14 protein-coding genes are annotated in these 19,565 nt (G+C 39.4%); 3 read left to right on the forward strand and 11 right to left on the reverse strand.

What is annotated here, in order from left to right; all coding sequences use genetic code 11:
* Positions 1–32: 32 nt before the first annotated feature.
* Both H0185_RS12000 and H0185_RS24285 read right to left on the reverse strand, forming a co-directional pair.
* Positions 33–1,958, reverse strand: coding sequence for a midas domain-containing protein (locus H0185_RS12000; RefSeq protein WP_221873723.1), 1,926 nt, complete (start codon positions 1,956–1,958; stop codon positions 33–35).
* Positions 1,959–2,195: 237 nt separating this feature from the next.
* Positions 2,196–3,824 (reverse strand): LPXTG cell wall anchor domain-containing protein, encoded by a 1,629-nt coding sequence (locus H0185_RS24285; protein WP_221873724.1) that lies wholly within the window; start codon positions 3,822–3,824, stop codon positions 2,196–2,198.
* Between the two features lie 446 nt (positions 3,825–4,270).
* On the opposite strand from H0185_RS24285, the gene H0185_RS12010 reads away from it, so the two are divergent.
* Positions 4,271–5,443 (forward strand): MFS transporter, encoded by a 1,173-nt coding sequence (locus H0185_RS12010; RefSeq protein WP_221873725.1) that lies wholly within the window; start codon positions 4,271–4,273, stop codon positions 5,441–5,443.
* A gap of 28 nt (positions 5,444–5,471) precedes the next feature.
* Here H0185_RS12010 and H0185_RS12015 read toward each other — a convergent pair whose 3' ends face one another.
* Positions 5,472–6,803 carry a hypothetical protein gene (locus H0185_RS12015; protein WP_221873726.1) on the reverse strand — a complete coding sequence of 444 codons (1,332 nt, stop codon included), beginning with the start codon at positions 6,801–6,803 and terminating at the stop codon, positions 5,472–5,474.
* Positions 6,804–7,148: 345 nt separating this feature from the next.
* Complete coding sequence (locus H0185_RS12020; RefSeq protein WP_221873727.1) at positions 7,149–8,321, reverse strand: TraB/GumN family protein; 1,173 nt, start codon at positions 8,319–8,321, stop codon at positions 7,149–7,151.
* A gap of 305 nt (positions 8,322–8,626) precedes the next feature.
* Here H0185_RS12020 and H0185_RS12025 point away from each other — a divergent pair, with 305 nt between their 5' ends.
* Complete coding sequence (locus H0185_RS12025) at positions 8,627–11,014, forward strand: immune inhibitor A domain-containing protein (RefSeq protein ID WP_221873728.1); 2,388 nt, start codon at positions 8,627–8,629, stop codon at positions 11,012–11,014.
* Positions 11,015–11,066: 52 nt separating this feature from the next.
* Here H0185_RS12025 and H0185_RS12030 read toward each other — a convergent pair whose 3' ends face one another.
* From H0185_RS12030 to H0185_RS12050, 5 genes are all read right to left on the reverse strand, one after another.
* Entirely contained in the window at positions 11,067–12,002 is a 936-nt protein-coding gene (locus H0185_RS12030) for an ABC transporter ATP-binding protein (RefSeq protein ID WP_221873729.1), read from the reverse strand.
* Entirely contained in the window at positions 11,999–13,051 is a 1,053-nt protein-coding gene (locus tag H0185_RS12035) for an ABC transporter ATP-binding protein (RefSeq protein WP_221873730.1), read from the reverse strand. The genes H0185_RS12030 and H0185_RS12035 overlap by 4 nt, the downstream gene beginning before the upstream one ends.
* A 16-nt stretch (positions 13,052–13,067) precedes the next feature.
* Complete coding sequence (opp3C, locus tag H0185_RS12040; protein WP_221873731.1) at positions 13,068–14,222, reverse strand: oligopeptide ABC transporter permease; 1,155 nt, start codon at positions 14,220–14,222, stop codon at positions 13,068–13,070.
* A gap of 1 nt (position 14,223) precedes the next feature.
* On the reverse strand, positions 14,224–15,153 hold the full coding sequence (gene opp3b / locus H0185_RS12045; RefSeq protein WP_221873732.1) for an oligopeptide ABC transporter permease: 930 nt from the start codon (positions 15,151–15,153) through the stop codon (positions 14,224–14,226).
* A gap of 172 nt (positions 15,154–15,325) precedes the next feature.
* A complete protein-coding gene (locus H0185_RS12050) occupies positions 15,326–17,005 on the reverse strand; it encodes a peptide ABC transporter substrate-binding protein (protein ID WP_221873733.1) in 1,680 nt (559 codons plus the stop codon).
* A 343-nt stretch (positions 17,006–17,348) separates the two neighbouring features.
* On the opposite strand from H0185_RS12050, the gene H0185_RS12055 reads away from it, so the two are divergent.
* Positions 17,349–17,717 (forward strand): DUF3899 domain-containing protein, encoded by a 369-nt coding sequence (locus H0185_RS12055; RefSeq protein WP_221873734.1) that lies wholly within the window; start codon positions 17,349–17,351, stop codon positions 17,715–17,717.
* 103 nt (positions 17,718–17,820) lie between these two features.
* On the opposite strand, the gene H0185_RS12060 is transcribed toward H0185_RS12055, so the two are convergent.
* Positions 17,821–18,222 (reverse strand): ectoine synthase, encoded by a 402-nt coding sequence (locus H0185_RS12060; protein ID WP_221873735.1) that lies wholly within the window; start codon positions 18,220–18,222, stop codon positions 17,821–17,823.
* A gap of 13 nt (positions 18,223–18,235) precedes the next feature.
* Positions 18,236–19,516 (reverse strand): diaminobutyrate--2-oxoglutarate transaminase, encoded by a 1,281-nt coding sequence (gene ectB, locus H0185_RS12065; RefSeq protein WP_221873736.1) that lies wholly within the window; start codon positions 19,514–19,516, stop codon positions 18,236–18,238.
* Positions 19,517–19,565 lie beyond the last annotated feature (49 nt).

Here is a 19,565-nt window from a genome sequence, read left to right on the forward strand (position 1 = left end):
ACTAGATGGAGCTGAATTAGTCAAACATTCTATTAGTTAGCTGTTTGTGATTGAACTACAACAGAGCTAGAAGACTGGCTTTGTGTAGAGTTAGATCCAAATGCAGCAGATACTTGGGATGAAACGCTATTGGAAGTTTGGTTTTGAGTCGCATCTCCAGCCGCACCTTGATTTTGTTGTGTTTCAGCAGTAGCTACTTGTGTTTGTTCATTATTTGCACCAACTGCTACTGCACTTTGGCTAGCAGTTGTAGAAGAATGTTGACCTTGGTTAGCATCTTCCCCACCAACTTGAGCCTGTTCAGTTGTAGCTGCAGCTACTTGTGCTTGATCATTATTCTTGCCGTCTGCCTCTGCTCCTTGTGTAGTAGTAGTGTCAGCGCTTTGGTCTTGATCCGCATCACACTCTCCACCCTGAGATTGTGCAGTTTCCGTTACAGCTACTTGTGCTTGGTCGTTATTCTTTCCTTCTGCTTCTGCATATTGTTCTGTATCATTAGAAGCACTTTGAGCTTGGTCTACACCAGTTGAGCCGGATTGACCTTGCTCAGTAGTATTTGCTGATACTTGTGCTTGATCATTGTTCTTGCCTTCTGCCACTGTTCCTTGGAGAGTATCGTTATCAGAGTTTTGAGCTTGGTCAGCGCCAGTTGTACCTTCTTGGCCTTGATCTGTTACATTCACTCCTACTTGTACAGAATCATTATATTTGCCTTCTGCACTAGCTAATTGAGTAGAATCATTAGTAGAAGCTTGAGCTTGGTCTGTACCGGATCCACCTAATTGGCCTTGATCTGTTACATTCGCTCCTACCTGAGTAGCTTCATTTGACTTGCCATCTAAGTCAGAGGTTTGGGTATTTGTGTTTGCAGATGTTTGACCTTGAGATACACCTACTCCTACTGCAACTTGACCTTGCTCTGTTGCATCAGCAACACCTTGGCTTTGCTCGTTCTTAGCACCTTCAGAAGTTGCACTTTGTGCAGATCCATTATAGGAATCCTGCGACTGTCCAATAAGAGCACCGACTGCAATTTTTCCTTGTGCTGTTTCAGTTTCTACATCTTGATCTTGCTCATTTGCAAACCCATCAGTGTCAGCAAGTTGCACAGACTCATTTGAGGAATTTTGAGATTGACCAATAAGTACACCTAACCCAAGCTGACCTTGAGCAGTAGTGTTATCAACATCTTGGTCCTGATCGTTGAACAATCCACCTGCTGCTGCATCTTGGCTTGAACTGTTAGTAGATCCTTGTGTTTGACCAACTAGAATACCCAAACCTAATTGTCCCTGAAGATTTGTATTGTCGTAGCTTTGAGTTTGGTCGTTTCCTATACCCACAACGTCAGCATTTTGAATAGCTTCATTTGCTACGTCTTGGTTTTGACCAACTAGAATCCCTGCACCAAGTTGGCCTTGTAGGTTTGTGTTGCCACCTACTTGAACCTGATCATTGTATTTTCCAGTTGAGTTTTGGGTTTGCAGTGTACCATTGAATGCATCTTGGTTCTGACCAATCAACAAACCTAAAGCACCTTGTAATTGTGCAGAATTGTCATCAGTAACCTGTACCTGCTTAGACTTCTTGTCAAATGTTACATTTTGTGTTTGAATGGATCCGTTTAACACATTTTGGTTTTGACCAATCAATGCACCTAGGCCACCTTGTAATTGTACAGAACCTTTAGCAGTTTTCTGGAACTGCTTAGAGCCCCAAGAGAATGTATCGCTTTGGAATTGACCAGTTGTTTCACTAGTAGATTGGTTTTGACCAATCAACGTCCCAATATAAGCTTGAGCAGAGAATTCTTGTTTATCTCTTTTTTGCTCCTGTTTGACACTTCCATGTGATGCAAAAGCTCCAGAAGCTGAACCGACTATAAGCCCCGCAGCCAATCCTGCTCCGATTAGTTTTTTCCAGTTTAGTACATTTCTAAATCCTTTTACGTTTTCCAAATATCCTTACCTCCCAATGGCATTTTGAAAATATTGTAATAAACATTTCCTACCCGTAGTATACGTTTTAAAGAACGGTTCGAAAAATCTCAAATTCGGGCAAATTTTCCATATATAGAACGCTTATCGTTCTCTATTAAGAATTTACTCTGTTTTTCTCAGTTTTTTAATTTTGAAAAAAAAAGAAAGAGCACCTATGATTTAAAATCATAAATGCTCTATCGATTACTCATTTATTTAGTTAAACCGCTTTTTTCGGAAGAAAAGAACTGTTCCTGCTAGTACACTAAGCAATCCAAGTAGAAGAAAATTAAATGTGTTCGTCGCTGTGTTAGGTAGTTCATTCTCTATTTTTGTAACTGGAGTAACCTGTTCTACATACTTTACTGGAGTTACTATTTCTTTTTCAGGAGTCGGTGCTTTTGGTTCTTCATCTTCGAACACAGGAGCTTCAGGTTCTTCTTCCTCTGGAGTTGGAACTTCAGGCTGCTCTGGAGTCTCTGGTTGCACCGGAGTTTCCGGAACTTTTGGAGTCTCTGGTTGTTCCGGTGTTTCTGGAACTTCTGGAGTCTCTGGATCTACCGGTATCTCAGGTTCTTCCGGAGTTTCTGGCTCTTCAGGTGTAGGTGGAGTTTCTGGCTCTTCGTCATCACTACATCCGCAATCTGGTATCACGTCTTCCTTAGGAAACTCTGAATCTCTTGGGGCCGATTGTTCTAATCTAAATAAAACTTTGAAAAAACTATCCATTTTTGCTAGGAAACTTTGTGATTCTTCATCATAAGTAACTGAGGCCAGATTGTCTACAGCGACATGCCCCCAACTATAAGCATACTGTTGCTGAATATGGCTGGTTAATGGGATTAAAGTGCCTGTTCCTTTTACCTCATAGCTTTGTTTATGGTTGATTTCTTCATCGTCGCCCACTTTGATTTTCTGAACTAGTTTCAAGATGGTCTTCTTAGCTTTTTTAATAATCTTTATTACACTATCTGATGTTACTTTTACAGTCTCTTGAACTTTTTTCCCAAAAGTATCAACAACCTCGCCACTAACCTCTATCTCCTGTTTCTGTTTAAGGGTTGCAGAATCCTTGGTTTTCAATTCTTGGGATTGAACTGTTTCAACCGTTGTTTCTTGACTTTGCTCGTCCTTTTTAGCTGCTAGTTTTTGACTTTGGTTATGAGTTACCTTCGTACCTTGTTCTTGTGTGACTTCTCCACTTTTTCCCTCAGCGGACTGTTCTTGCTTTGTTTTAATACCAGTCTCTTGGTACTGCTTATCCTCTTCACCAGGTGAAACATCTACACCCTGGGTTTGGCCAGAGTCTACCTCCACTGATTGACTTTGGTCGACTTGAAGTTGCTCTTCAGACTGTGCATGTTGGCTTTGGACTGCCTCCAACTCCACTGTTTGATTTTGTTCTAGCTGTCCAGGTGTTGCTTTTTCTTCATCACAAGTAACACCAACCTGAAAGACTTGATCCTGACAAACAACTTCATCTGCCTTTTGATCTTGACCTATTGTGACACCAGTTGAAACATCTTGATTCTGGTTTACCTTCCTGTCACTTGATTGGTCCTGATTTAAATCTACTTCTGGATCATTTGTCGATAGTTCAGGATTATTGTCGGGTACTTCCTCTGTCGATTCTGATAAGTTACTGTCACTATCTGTCTTTACCGTCTCAGGATTTTCAGACTCTTCAATCGTTCCATCATCTAATTGAGTTTCATGTACTGTTTGTACAAGATTTACGGACTGTTCATCCAGCTCAATACCATTTGGCTCGGCAGCATAGGCTGCATTAGCACCAACTGTGATGGTCTGAAACAACAATAATGTAACTAAGAACTTTTTGAACATTCTATTCCTCCTTCCGCTGTATTATTTTTATAGAACTTAATGTTCATTATATGGAACAAAGTAACAATTGAAAATCACCGTTTTTTGTCGTATTTCACTATAAAGAACACTTTTTGTTCGTTATAATCCTGTTTCCTCGTTATTTCTCACTTTTTCGTAAAATTAACCGATATCTATTACTGTTTGTTGTGTATAATGAAACACATATAGAACTAGTAGCATAGACACATACAAAAGGTTTGTCTATGCAAAGATTGTTGCTAATATCCTATACCGTTTTAACAGCCAGTTATTAGGTTTAAGCTGCAGTCTCTTTTTCAAAATTGAGGTTAGTTTTATTGATTGGTTAGAAAAGACTTAAATAAATTTCCTTTTCCCTTTAAAAGTAACAAAGATGGGAAAGAGCCTATAATATAGAAACAACGAAGTACAGGAGTGAAGTACATATGGAAACAAAAAAGACATTGCCCATTCTTTTCGCGGTTATGTTCCTTGTCATGGTTGGGTTTGGAATTATCATTCCTGTCCTACCATTCTATGCTGAGGAGATTGGGGCATCGCCAACACAATTAGGTCTATTAATGGCGGTGTATTCATTTATGCAGCTTCTCTTTGCACCTGTTTGGGGGAGAATTTCTGATAAAATTGGGCGCAAGCCAGTGATTATGATTGGGATATTAGGCCTTTCGCTTTCCTTCTTTATGATGGCTTTATCCACAGAGCTTTGGATGCTTTTTGCCGCAAGGATTATTGGTGGGATCTTATCTTCGGCAAATATGCCTACGGTCATGGCCTATGTAGCCGACATTACCTCGCTAGAAGACCGTGGAAAAGGCATGGGTATTATCGGAGCAGCAACAGGGCTAGGATTTATTTTTGGGCCAGCAATTGGCGGTGTATTCTCGGAGCAAAGTTTACATATCCCCTTTTATCTTGCTGGTGGCTTTTCCTTGTTAACCTTCATTTTTGTATTGTTCGTGTTAAAAGAATCCTTATCCTCCGAACAGCGGAAGGCTCAGGAAACAAAGAAAAAGGCACCTTTCATGGCAGCCTTAAAGGGACCTAATGCCATTTTATTTTTCCTCCAATTATTTGTAACTCTATCATTAGCAGGTTTGGAAGCTACTTATGCTTATTTTGCCGCTACAACAGCTGGACTAGAAGCCGTGCAGCTTGGGTATATTTTCATGATTATGGGGTTGGCACAGGCAGTTGTACAAGGAGGTTTAGTGGGGAAATTAACAAAAAGGTTTGGTGAAGGTTTTGTCATTCAGCTTGGGATATTTATTTCAGCTGTGGGGTTTAGTCTGATTCTCTTTACCGAAAACTTTTTTACCGCTGCCCTTTTCTTAACGATATTTGGAATAGGGAATGGACTTATTCGACCTGGAGTGTCTTCCCTTCTAACCAAAACATCCTCTTCAGGACATGGTAGTGTAACAGGGCTGTTATCCTCTTTTGATTCGCTTGGTCGAATCATTGGTCCGCCACTTGGAGGCTTGCTCTTTTCGATTACAATCGGTATGCCATATTTGTACGGTTTATTTTTATCCATTATTGCATTCATGGTCTTCCAAATATACAAAGTCCGTCTTAGAAATGTTCAAGTTGAGAATTAGAAAAGGGAGCAGATTCTGCTCCCTTTTTTTATGCAACAAATGAAATAATCGCAATTCCAATAATGGCCACAATGGACAGATGAAGACCATTCGTCTTGATACCTAAGCGAAACCCAGATATTCCTGAAAAGCGGCTGATCATCAGGTTTAACCCTGAGAATGGACTTAATGCAGTGGATATGACCCAGGTTAGCATTAGAAGCATCACTAAGCTTATATCCGTCACCCCTAGCTCCTCTGCCTTCAATTGCATCGCTAAAGCGCCAATTGCGGCAATCTGATGGATTCCAATGTACGTTATGCTAAGCACAATCAGCATGACTGCACTCGCGAATAAGAAAAAGGACTCATTTGCTAGACTCGTAAGGAAGGTACTCATTTTATTCGCAAATGTTGTGCCTTGTAAAGCAAATGCTAACATCCCAGCACTCATAAAGAGAGTCACTTCATTATTCATCATCGGAACTGTTCGATCACGAAAATCTATGAATAGCGGAGTCATTTTCTGTCGATTCTTGGTTTTAAATACATAAACAAGTGGAATCGTCATAGAAATGAGGCACACAATGATAATCATGGACCAGTTCGTTAGTTTTTCAATCGATAAACACAGGCTCATAAGGAGGAGAACGAAGAAACCAAGCTTCATCAAACGAGTCCGGTGTTGCCTATTGAAAGCCTCACTGGTATTCACATCATATCGTATCGGATTCCGTTTCTCCCATAAGGCAAATAAGAGGTTCCCGACGACTAACGACATGATTGATAATCCTAACCCATATAAAATATACTCACTAAATGGGACATCTAAATAATGCAGAACCAACGAGACAGAGGCAAAATAAGGTGACCATGTCAATGCAGTGGTAAAACCCACAAGGTACCCTTTTGCTGACATTGCTGATGGAAGTTTTAGTTCTTCAATGAACTCATTTAGGATTCTGACAGAGGCTAGATTCAAAATAGGACTTATAAAGAACAATGTCCCGGTCAATCCAGCGTATAATTTTCTTGGTTGGTTCAAAAATCTATGAAGTAAACTTGAGACAGCCTCAAAATACCCACCCATTTTTAGCGGAATTGATAAAAGGGGTGCTAATGTAATTAAACAAATTAATGGGAGAATTAAAAATATCCCTTGGATAATTCCACCGAACCCAGTGCCTTTCGCCCATTCCATTATTAGCCCAGTTGTCATCATTATTATGCCTAATAAACGTGGAAAGCGGTCTGCATTAGTAGCACTTCCACCGAAGGCAAGCATTGCCAGTGTAAACACAACATATTGTAACCACTGCACTTGAGTAAAATATTGAATGATGAATAACGCACACATCCCCAAAATTAAATAACTTCTCATCTCATTTCTCCTCCACCTAACACCAAAACCTACCTATTTCCATCGTAAGTCTTAACCCTAAGCTTTTCAATTGATTTATTTACAAGGCTGTATTTGTAAACCATTGTTATAAACAAAAAACACCTCGTAGACCCTCAATTTCAACCCAATACCACAGAAAACCTGGTAACCGGTAATGCCTCATAGATTTTGAATATACCTCCCGTTGTCGGCTTTATTCATAACCATGATGTTTATTAATACCTTCTTCATATTGCTCATTCCTTTCCCCTCCTTCTTGGATTTTTCTTTTTAGAACAAAAAAGAATGCCTATTCCGTTACGGATAGGCATTCTTAATTTTTGATTATAAGTTTTGGAAAAACAGACGAATAACATCGGCTCCGCCAATAAAGGTCCCTACTGAACTTCCAAGGTTTGCAAGTACAACAACTAGTAACACACGTGTGACTTTGTTTTTCCAGAACCCTTTTACACTAAAAACATCTTCAGTAAGGGTTTCAAAATCTTTAACACTTGGACGACTCATATAAGCTTGAACCGCACCTGAAAACCAACCAGCTGCGAGCAAAGGGTTTAATGAGGTAATCGGCGCTGCGATGAAGGCCGTTAGAATGGCTAAAGGATGACCGAAGGCAATGGCCGTGCCAATTGCTGATAACGAACCATTCCAGATTACCCAGCTAATCGCCTGTTGGTAACCAGCCGATGGATTTGCAATAAACGTATAGGCGATGATGAGTAAAATCAAAGCGGGTATCGACCACCCAATGATTTTAGGCGCTTTTGACTTTGGTGGCAGCTTGGTTAAGCTTGCTAGGTCATGGTCTTTTTTAATTTCCTCTTTTATACCCGGGACATGTGCTGCTCCTAAAACAGCAACAACCTTTTGTCCTGGTGCTTCCTTAATTTTTTGAGCGAGATATTGATCTCTTTCATCTATTAACGGCTTTTTCAACCTCGGAAAGCTTTCGGTAAATTCCTGGAGCATTGAATCTAGCATATCCTGAGATTTCATTTTTTCGAGTTCTTCTTCTGAAATACTCTCATTGCTAAAAATTCCATAGACAATCTGACTAAGGAGGAGTGCCTTTCCTTTTAACCCGAGGTTACCCCAAATGCGTGAGAAGGTTACCTGAATATTTCGGTCAGCTAAAACAAGTTCAGCTCCATTCTCTTTTGCTGATTCAATCCCTTGAATCATTTCCTGCCCTGCTTGTACACCTAATTGTTTAGCCATTCGTTTTTGAAAGGAAGAGATGGCCAAGTTCATCAAAAGCAATGAAGCCTTCTTTTCTTTTATCACTTTAAAAATGTCCATTTCCTTCCACTTGTTTCCCTCACTAATGGACTGATATCTTTGTTGATCAAGTTCAATACAAACAGAATCTGGTTGTTCAGCATCAATTACTTCTTTGACCAGCTCTGCACTTTTCTTCGATACATGGGCGGTTCCAATCAAGATGTACTCTTTCCCATCCAAATGAACCCTTGAAATATTATCACTTTCCTGAGGCATATATGTACCTTCCTTTTATCAACTGTCTAAATGTATGTTTTCGAAAAAATCATTCTACTTCTCATTATACAATATTCGTCTATGAAACCTAAACTGAAAGTTTACTTTCGCTTTTAATTACATGAACACCATTACTTGAAAATAATTAGTAAGAGTAAGTAATTAGTTGCACTCTTTACAAACACTAAAATTTAGTGAACTAAAGGATTTCAACTATTCAAAAAATAGGTACAAGTCCCTATTTAACAAATTCTGTTACTAGATTATTATTTAGAAACACTAAATAGTTTTAAGGAGGGGTTATTTTGTCAAAGGGAAACTGGCCTTTAAAGGTCTTTTCAAGTTTTGCTGCAAGCACGGTTGTAGCCACCAGCCTATTTGCTGGAACATTAGTTGGTAGTGCTGAAACTCCTGAAGCAGCAACACCTACATACAAAGAGGTAGGAGCGTTTGATGCGGCAATTGCCAATGATGAGAGATTAATAGATATGTTGAAAAAGGAAGGAAAAATTGCCAAGGACGCAAGCCCTGCTGAAGCTGAAAAAGCTTTAAACAAGTATTTAAAAGGGAAATCCCAGTTGGGTAAAACAAAAGATAAACTACCAAAGCCATTAGCTGAAGCTCCTAAGGCTAAAAAGCCAGAGAACAATGGGCTACAAAACGGCAAAGGGAATAAGCTAGGACAAGCAAAGAAGAACGAAGTAGATAGTGTAGTAAAAGAAGGCTATGATGGTGACGTTCGTTCCGATAAGGTACTCGTTCTAGCCATTGATTTCCCAGACTATGAAAAGAGTTCTATTACAAAAGAAGAAACCGATATGTGGTATGAAGAATATCCTAATCAACATTTTCAGGACATGATCTTTGGTGATGATGGCTATAAAGGTCCAAACGGTGAAAACCTCTTATCAATGAAGCAATATTATGAACAGCAGTCTGGTGGCAGCTATACCGTCGACGGTACTGTTGCTGGTTGGTATACAGCAGATCATCCAGCTGCATATTATGGAGCCAACGACCCAGCTCCAGATGGCAGTGACATCCGTCCCCGTGAGTTAATCTATGAAGCCCTTACAAAAGCTGGACAAGACCCCAATGTTGATTTAAGTGAGTACGATGTTTGGGATCGCGATGATTATGATGGCGATGGTGTGTACAATGAGCCAGACGGAATCATTGACCACTTAATGGTGATTCATGCAGGTGTTGGTGAAGAAGCAGGCGGTGGATCTTTAGGTGGCGACGCAATTTGGTCTCACCGTTGGGATCTAGGTGCACTGACAGCTGTTCCAGGTGGTACTTCTAATAGTGACCGCTTCGGCGGATTATTAGGCGCCTACGACTACACTATTGAACCTGAAGATGGCGCAATGGGCGTATTCGCACACGAATATGGTCATGACCTTGGACTACCCGATGAATATGATACACAGTACACAGGCACTGGTGAAGCCGTTGCGTACTGGTCAATCATGGCTAGTGGTAGCTGGGCAGGAAATATTGCTGGTACAGAACCAACAGGATTCAGCCCATACGCAAAAGAGATGCTCCAAAGCAACCATGGTGGTAACTGGTTAAGTGGAACAACACTTAACGCCGATGATATTACAACTAAAGGTGAAACAATCCTTCTTGACGAGGGAGTTACAAAAGGAACCAATAATGATGCTGTTCGTATTGATTTACCTAGTAAGGAAAATGTCCTTAACTCTCCAAAAGAAGGCTCATTTGAATACTATGGTGGCAAAGGCGATGAAGCAGATCATAAAATGGTGGCAACTGTTGACTTAAAGGGTGCATCGAGTGCAACACTTGACTTTGATGCTTGGTATAATATCGAGCAAGACTGGGATTACGCAATGGTTCAGGTTTCTACAGATGGCGGGAAAACGTGGGAATCCTTATCTAGTGATCGTACAAGCACCACTCTAGACCCTGGCGGTTACCCAGCGATAAAAGAAAACCTACCAGGCTACACTGGCTCAAGTAACGGATGGGTACATGAGACTATCGATTTAAGTGCATATGCTGGACAAGAAATTCAATTACAATTCCGCTCTATGACTGACTGGGCAACAAACCTAGATGGATTCTTTGCTGACAACGTAAAAGTAACCGCAGATGGTGCTGAAGTATTCTTTGATGGTGCTGAGGGAGAACCGAAATTTACTTTAGATGGCTTTGAAAAGCATGATGGAAAATATATGACAAATCACTATTATCTATTAGAATGGCGTTCCCAAAACGGTATCGATAAAGGCTTAAAGAACATCCGCCGTGGTGCAAGCCTAATGTCGTATGACCCGGGTCTTGTGGTTTGGTATGTAGATGAGTCTTATGACAACAACTGGACAGGCGTTCACCCTGGTGATGGCTTCCTAGGTGTTGTGGATGCGGACCAGCATACAAATTACTGGAGCGATAAAGCTGTAGGGGCTACACGTTATCAGCTGAATGATGCTGCGTTTAGTTTAGAGAAATCTAGCAAAATGTTCTTAGATTATACGTCCATTAATGGAATCACACTAAAAGACAACTTTACAAAACGTACTCCACTGTTCGATGACAGTGCCGATTATTCAAATCCAGGTCATGTCGATGCTGGACGTAATGTTCCAACTTACGGATTGAAATTCCGTGTTGTAGGTCAGAGTGCTGATGGTACAGTTGGTAAGGTCCTAATCTCTAAGTAGATAAACAGAAAAAGCCTCATTGTTGCATGAACAACAATGAGGCTTTTTTAAGTTACTTTTTAGCAAGATCCTTTTTATACTGTTCGAATTCCTTCGTTGTACAACGAACCCAGTGATCTGGTCTAATTTCCCTGAATTCAGGCTCTTCACTTGTATCATGGGCCATCGGGTCATAGGTAATCCGTTGACGTTCACGCTCATAGCGTGGATCTGGCAATGGAATGGCAGATAGTAAGGATTTTGTATAAGGGTGAACCGGATTATTGTATAGCTCGTCACTATCTGCTAGTTCCACTAGGTTCCCCATATACATTACACCAATTCGGTCACTGATGTATTTAACCATTGAAAGGTCATGGGCAATGAATAAGTACGTTAAACCCATTTCTTTCTGCAACTTTTTAAGTAGGTTGACTACTTGGGCTTGAATGGATACGTCTAGAGCAGAGATTGGCTCGTCCGCAATGATAAATTCAGGTTCAACGGCAAGAGCACGGGCAATCCCAATCCTTTGTCTTTGACCACCACTGAATTCATGTGGAAAACGAGTAGCATGCTCTTTATTTAATCCAACTACTTCTAGTAGTTCTTCTACTCTCTTTTTACGTTCTGCATCATTCTTCGCCAATTTATGAACATCAATACCTTCAGCGATAATGTCCAGAACAGTCATTCTCGGATTTAATGATGAAGATGGATCCTGGAAAATCATTTGCATTTTACGGTTAAATTTCCGTAATTGACTGCGATTTTTCGACCCATGAACATCTTCGCCATTAAACTTCACTTCACCACTAGTTGCATCGTAAAGACGAATGATGGTTCTTCCTGCAGTGGATTTTCCACTACCAGATTCTCCAACCAATCCAAAGGTTTCGCCTTTATAGATATCAAAGGTGATTCCATCCACCGCTTTAATGACCTTGTCTTTCCCAGCTGAAAAGTGTTTTTTTAAGTCTTTTACTTCTAACACTTTTTCTTTTGTCATCGCTTTTCACCATCCTTGCGACCTGTATTAGCAAACCCTAGCATTCTCTGTTTGACAGATTCAGGCGGTTCAATATTAGGTGCATCAGGATGCAATAACCAAGTAGCTGCATAGTGAGTATCACTAACTTTAAACATTGGTGGTTCCATCTGTGTATCAATTTCCAAAGCGTATTCATTCCTTGGAGCAAACGCATCTCCTACTGGCGGTTTAAGCATATTTGGAGGCGTGCCAGGAATTGCATATAATTCTTCATCCGTGCTATCTAATGTAGGCATTGAACCTAATAATCCCCATGTGTATGGATGCTTAGGATTATAGAAAATGTCATCAACAGTACCCATTTCAACAATTTTCCCTGCATACATAACTGCTACCTTATCGGCAATATTAGCTACTACACCAAGGTCATGAGTAATAAAAATGATGGCACTGTCTGTTTCTTTTTGAATTTCCTTCATCAATTCTAGTATTTGCGCTTGAATCGTAACATCAAGAGCGGTTGTTGGTTCATCGGCAATAAGAACCTTTGGGTTACACGCTAGTGCAATCGCAATGACAACACGCTGTCGCATTCCACCAGAGAATTGGTGTGGGTATTGATTAATCCGAACTTCAGGTTGGGGAATTCCCACCTGGTTTAGAAGCTCAAGAGCTCTTTTCTTAGCATTCTCGCGGCTCATATTTTGGTGCTTAATAAGACCCTCCATGATTTGGTTTCCAATTTTCATTGTCGGATTTAGTGATGACATTGGATCTTGGAACACCATGGAAATATCTTTTCCGCGGATTTTTTGCATTTCTTTTACAGATTTCTTTACTAGATCGTCGCCTTCAAGAAGGATCTGACCATCCTTTATATATCCTTGACCAGCAAGGAGTTGCATTAACGCCATTGATGTAACAGATTTACCCGAACCTGATTCCCCAACAATCGCCAATGTTTCACCTTTATTTAAATCAAAGCTAACACCACGAACAGCCTGCACTTCACCGTTGTAGGTGTCAAATGAAACTTTCAAATCTTTAACTTCTAATAATTTACTCATTCTAAACACCTACCTTTTATTTATGCATTTTAGGGTCAAATGCATCACGCAGACCGTCACCAACAATATTGAACGCAATCATAATAACGGAGATTAAGATTGCAGGGAATACAAGTAGATATGGATAAAGTCTTAAGTTATCAAATCCAATATCTATTAATGAACCTAGGGATGCATCTGGAGGAACAATCCCTAAACCGATAAAGCTCAAGAAGGCTTCAAAGAAAATCGCCCCTGGAATCGTGAACATTGTGTTGATGATAATGATCCCACTAATATTCGGAACCAAGTGCTTTCGAATGATTGTTCCATTTGGCGTTCCTAAAGTACGCGCTGCAAGTACAAATTCTTGGCTCTTTACCTTTAACACTTCACCCCTGACAATCCGGGCCATGCCTGTCCATCCAGTTATCGTTAAGGCAACTACAATGGAAATAATACCAGGCTGTAAAACCAACATCATCAAGAGGATAATAACTAAGTTCGGTATCCCAACAAGAATTTCTACAATACGTTGCAGGTAGTTATCTACTTTCCCACCATAGAATCCTGAAATACCACCATAAGCAACACCAATGACAAGGTCAATGACTGCTGCAACAAAAGCGATGATTAATGATACCCTTGTTCCTAACCATAGACGCGTCCATTGGTCACGACCTAGTGTATCTGTTCCAATCCAGAAGTAAGTGTCTTGTAATCCTTTTGCTTCATAGATATGATACGTTGCTTTTACTTTAGCTGAATTCTTACTACCATCACCCTCGTTAAGGACCTCGATATCAATAAAGTCTTCAGCATTGTCATATCGAGCAATTGCCTTTCTAGTAGCATCTTCTGCATCTTTACCTTCATAAGTTCCTTTAAGAGTACCATTAAACCCTAACCATGAGATATCTTCTAACACAGGAACACGCGGTGGCATTTTTGCCCTTGATAAGTCTTGATCATCATTTCCGTATTCATTAAATATAGGTGCAACCACACTCATAATAATGATGAAAATTAGAACGAATATACTAAACATTGCCATTTTATTAGCAAATAAAGTTCTTCTTGCATCTTGACCGAAAGTCCGACTAGGACTTGAAATCTTTTCGCTTGTATCCTCTTTACGAACAAGTGGCTTAAAAAGTTCCTTCGGTATATTGTTTTGATTTTTGTTATCCATGTTATTTATTTCCTCCTGTAAGTCTAATTCTAGGATCAATTAATCCATAAAGGAGGTCGACTACTAAGATAATCGCAACAAATAAGAAAGCAAACATCAACGTAGTACCCATAATGATTGGATAGTCATTCACCATTACAGACTTGACAAACTGTTCCCCAATTCCAGGAATCGCAAAGATTTGCTCAATTACCATAGAACCAGTCATCAAACTAACAGCCATCGGGCCAATTACTGTAACTAGTGGAATTAAGGCATTTCGAAGTCCGTGCTTCCAGATGATTCCTGATTCGTTCACACCTTTTGCACGAGCAGTTGTAATGTAATTTGAGTGAAGAACTTCCACCATCTCAGTACGTGTAAAACGTGCAGCCGTAGCCATAGGATGGATTGCTAATGCAATCGTAGGAAGAATTGTATGTTCGAAACTTCCCCACAATGCTACAGGGAATAACCCTAACTTTACGGCAAAAACATATTGCAATAAACCGGCAAAAACAAAGGATGGGATAGAGGTTCCTAATACAGCAATAATTGTCGATGAGTAGTCAAGGGGCCCATTACGGAAGATTGAGGCAGTTAATCCTAAGAGGATACCGACTATTGTTCCTATAACTAATGCTTGGAATCCTAGTAAAGCTGATGGCCCCATCCTATCGGCTAAAATTTTTGAAACAGGTGTATTATCAAATGCAAAAGAAATCCCTAAGTCACCTTGAACGAGCCCACCAATATACTTCACATACTGAACTGGAACAGGCTCATTAAGACCATATTTCTCTAATACAATAGCTTTTTGCTCTTCACTTAATTTATCTTCAGCATTCAATGGACTACCTGGTAGCAACTTCATGAGGAAGAATGAAACCGAGGCAATGATGAATAATGTAATAAACATGTACCATAAACGACGCAGAATATAGCGAGTCATTCCTGCACCCCCTAATTTACTTCAGTATTTTTTAACGTACCCTAAATAATTTTTATTATTATCAGACTTTTCTCCTTGAAAAAGGAGAAAAGAGAGTATATGCCATAAAAGCACACACTCTCTTGGTCTTATTGCTAGAATAGGAATATTCTATAGAAAAAGCTGATTTGGCTTATTCTGCAGATCCAACAGAAGCCCACTTATACTCATATGTTGCTCCAAATGGGTTAACGAATACACCCTCAACTTTTGGAGAAATCAATTGTGCCATTGCACTTTGGTATACAGGAGCAATTGCTGCATCTTCAAAAAGAATTTTTTCCGCTTCTAGGAAGTTTTGATAACGAGCTTCGTTATCTTGTGCTAGTGTTGTCGCAGATTCTTTAAGTAACTCATCATACTTAGCATTTGAGTAACCCATTTTGTTGTTTCCACCATCAGTAATCCAAAGAGTTAAGAAGGTGTATGGATCTAGGTAGTCAGGACCCCATCCAGCAAACTGAAGGTCATAATCCTGATTTGTGTCTAAGTCAAGACGTTGTTCGAAAGGAACTTGCTTCAATGTTACTGTTAAACCTGGAAGGTTTGTTTCAAGTTGGTTCTTAAGGTATTCATTCATTACTTTAGAAGTTTCAGTGTCTCCACCTAGGAATTCAACTTCAACTTTATCTGTGCCTAATTCTTCTAGACCTTTTGCCCAGAATTCTTTTGCTTTTTCAACATCATATGTTACAAGGTCGCCACTAACTTCACGGAAGTCGTCTTCAGTGCCTGGTAGTGTAACAAAGTCTTTTGGAATAAGACCGTTTGCAACGATAGAACCGTTGTTAAGGATTTCATTTACTAGATCTTCTTTGTTAAACGCTCTGCTAAGTGCAGCACGGATATTAACATTTGCAAGAGCTTCGTTTCTTGTTTGGTTCATCTTAAAGTAGAAAACAGAAGTTTCAGGAGTTACTGCATAATCATCATGTGTTGCATATTGGTCAACTAAGTCAGAAGAAAGACCAGTACGATCAACAGTACCTTCTTCATATAAGTCAACACCTACTTGAGGATCCTTTACAACTACATAAGTCATTTTATCTAATTGTACAGTATCTGCATCCCAATAAGTATCATTTTTAACTAGTTCCCATTCACTAGAAGTACTTTCCCAGTTCGCTAGCTTAAATGGTCCATTTGATAATAAAGTCTCAGTGCTTGTTGCAAACTTATCACCTTGTGCTTCAACAAACTTTTGATTTAATGGTAAGAATGTACCGAAAGTTGTTAAAGAGTGGAAATAAGGAGTTGGATGTTCAAGCTCAACAACTAAAGAATAGTCGCCATCTGCCTTAACACCTAGTTCAGAAAGCTCAGCTTCCCCTTTGCTAACTGCTTCAGCGTTTTTAATTACGCCAGCCATCATGTATGGACCATACTCTGATCCTGTGTCAGGGTTTACAGCACGCTGCCAAGCATAAACGAAATCGTTTGCTGTAACAGGGTCACCATTTTCCCATTTAGCATCTTCACGTAATTTGAAAGTCCAAGTCAGACCATCTTCACTTGTTTCATGGCTTAATGCAATACCTTCAACAGGTTGTGCATTTTCATCTAAACGATATAGACCTTCCATAGTAGCACCCAAGAACTGGAAACCGTATTCATCAGTTGCCATTGATGGGTCCATAGATGGAATTGTATCGCCATTAACAAAGTTTAGAACCTTTTCTCCTGTATCTTCAGCAGCTTGGTCTTTTTCATCTGCTGGTTCTTCTTTAGTATCTTCTCCGCCGCCTGAACATGCAGCTAAGAACATACTAAGTACAAGGCCTAGTGATAACAGCCACGCAAATTTTCGCTTCATTTGTTATGCCCCCTTATTTATTTTTATTTTCTGGCAATTCTAGCTATTTTGTAGAAGCTAAAGAAAGTATACTTTGTTTTTAGTATTTTTGTAAAGGTTAAATTAATAAAAAAATCAAAAAATACTATATTATAATAAAACCAAAATAGTAAAACTTCAGATTTACTAGTATTTCCAACAAAGCTCCCCGGTTATTTTCCCTTAATATGTATAATTATTCCATTACATTGCAATAATATGTACTCTTAGCTTTATTTGTGATTCCTATCTAGTTTAAATTATTTATAGTATAATTTGAACGGTCCTACACTTTCTTTAAAATTTAACTATAAAGGTGAAAAACATGTTCAAAAGGAATTGGTCTCTTTTTTTAATCAATATATTATTATCATTTATTTTCTTTTTCATTTCTGCTGATGAGTATACCCTTCTACACTATATCAATATGGTTTTTTATATCTGTTTCCTATATGTGATCATCTTTCTAATTCAATATACTATGAAAGGCGGATTCTTTGATGGGATTACATTTGGGTTTAGAAGATTCCATCATAAACTATTTAATAAAAATGATTATATGGAAGAATGGCGTGATAAACCTCTTCCTTCCGAAAAGATCCAACCAAGTGTATACCATATGATAATCTTTCAAAGTATTAGTTTAATCCTTGTTTTAATCCTTTTACTCGGTTTATATTACTTCGTTCTTTGACATCAAGAAAGTGCCCCTAATGGTGGCACTTTCTTCTCTATCGACTTAGTCCTTTTATACATACTAGGTACTAGTATCTTCTATTATAATCTAGTATCTTCTATTATAAGTTAGCTTCTTCTTTTGGAAGTGCATACGCTCCTTCTTCATCATGTGTTTCTTTTCCTGTACATGGAGGATTAAACACACAAACCATTCTCATATTCCCTTTCGTTGCCCGCAGTAGATGTTTTTCATGTCCTACAAGTGCATACAAGGTTCCCGGCTTAATCGGATGGATTTTTCCTGTCCCTAGGTCCTCAATTTCCCCTTCACCTTCGATGCAATAAACCGCTTCTTGGTGATATTTATACCAGAACATAGACTCTGTTCCTTCATAAATAATCGTATCGTGAACGGAAAAGCCCATTCCCGCATCTTTTAAAATGATTCTTCTACTTTCCCAAGTTTCTCCCTTTACATGGTCTTCTGATCCAATTACTTCGTCTAAATTTTTTACAATCACGATAATTCCTCCTTTAGTTGGTGAGACTATTCTTTACGCTTTCTTCTATTATGGCAAAACCTTGTTTTAAGGTTTCACAATCAATTGTTAAGGCTGGCATGATTTTAAATACTTCACTCTTTGGGCCTGACGTTTCCATGATAAGACCTCTTTCAAATGCTTGGGCACAGATTTTATCAGCTAATCCTTCCACCCCACAAGCAATCCCTCTAAAAAGACCTTTCCCACGAACTTCGCCTTCTAATTCCGGATACTTTTTTACTAGCTCATGTAAAAATTCATCTACTAGTAACCCTTTATCAATAATTTCTTTTGTGAAATCGTCATTTTCCCAATAGGTTAAGGCCTCTGTAGCTGTAATGAACGCCAAATTATGTCCACGGAACGTACCATTATGTTCGCCAGCTGCCCAAATATCGTACTCTGGCTTGATGAGTGTTAGCGCCATCGGAGTTCCATAGCCACTTATAGATTTAGATAAACAAACGATATCAGGGTTAATGCCAGCTTGTTCGAAGCTAAAGAAGGTACCAGTTCGTCCACAACCAGCCTGAACATCATCAACAATGAGCAAAATATCCCATCGACGACAGATCTCTTCTACTCGCTTCAGCCAATCCGCGTTCGCTACATTTAAGCCACCCTCTCCTTGAACGGTCTCAAGAATAATCGCTGCTGGTAAAGCTACACCACTTCCATTGTCTTCTAAGAAACGCTCTAAATAGTCAACCGTATCCACATCTTCACCTAAATACTTATCAAACGGCATTGCTACACTATGATTTAGTGAAACACCTGCACCATGACGCTTAAAGGAGTTTCCTGTGATAGCCAATGAACCGAGTGTCATCCCATGAAACCCGTTGGTGAAACTAATGACTAATTCACGTCCTGTCACCTTTCGAGCCAGCTTCAAGGCACTTTCCACTGTATTTGTTCCCGTAGGTCCCGGAAACATGACCTTATATTCAAGGTTTCTAGGTTTTAAAATCACTTCGTTGAAGCAAGTTAGAAAGGTTGCTTTTGCTTGTGTTCCCATATCTAAACTATGGGTAATTCCATCTTCTGCAATGTAGTTGATTAGCTTTTCTTTCATCTTTGAATTGTTATGTCCATAATTCAATGCCCCAGCACCAGCAAAGAAATCAATATACGTTTTTTCATTCACATCCCACATCATGGATCCTTTGGCTTTAACAAATGTAGTTGGAAAACTCCGTATATATCCGCGTACCTCAGACTCCAGACTTTCAAAAACGCTTAATTGCGAATCTAATTCTTTTATAGCTTGCATCCACACACAACCTTTCGGAATATTCGGTCTTTTTTAGTTGTAAACTACC

The sequence above is a fragment of the Mesobacillus maritimus genome (assembly GCF_019749255.1).
GTDB classification, from domain to species: domain Bacteria; phylum Bacillota; class Bacilli; order Bacillales; family Cytobacillaceae; genus Mesobacillus_B; species Mesobacillus_B maritimus_A.

Coding starts and splice junctions, on each gene's coding strand:
- H0185_RS24285 (WP_221873724.1), bottom strand. CDS start 3,824: ATGTTCAAAAAGTTCTTAGTTACATTATTGTTGTTTCAGACCATCACA.
- H0185_RS12010 (WP_221873725.1), top strand. CDS start 4,271: ATGGAAACAAAAAAGACATTGCCCATTCTTTTCGCGGTTATGTTCCTT.
- H0185_RS12015 (WP_221873726.1), bottom strand. CDS start 6,803: ATGAGAAGTTATTTAATTTTGGGGATGTGTGCGTTATTCATCATTCAA.
- H0185_RS12020 (WP_221873727.1), bottom strand. CDS start 8,321: ATGCCTCAGGAAAGTGATAATATTTCAAGGGTTCATTTGGATGGGAAA.
- H0185_RS12030 (WP_221873729.1), bottom strand. CDS start 12,002: ATGACAAAAGAAAAAGTGTTAGAAGTAAAAGACTTAAAAAAACACTTT.
- H0185_RS12035 (WP_221873730.1), bottom strand. CDS start 13,051: ATGAGTAAATTATTAGAAGTTAAAGATTTGAAAGTTTCATTTGACACC.
- opp3C (WP_221873731.1), bottom strand. CDS start 14,222: ATGGATAACAAAAATCAAAACAATATACCGAAGGAACTTTTTAAGCCA.
- opp3b (WP_221873732.1), bottom strand. CDS start 15,153: ATGACTCGCTATATTCTGCGTCGTTTATGGTACATGTTTATTACATTA.
- H0185_RS12050 (WP_221873733.1), bottom strand. CDS start 17,005: ATGAAGCGAAAATTTGCGTGGCTGTTATCACTAGGCCTTGTACTTAGT.
- H0185_RS12055 (WP_221873734.1), top strand. CDS start 17,349: ATGTTCAAAAGGAATTGGTCTCTTTTTTTAATCAATATATTATTATCA.
- ectB (WP_221873736.1), bottom strand. CDS start 19,516: ATGCAAGCTATAAAAGAATTAGATTCGCAATTAAGCGTTTTTGAAAGT.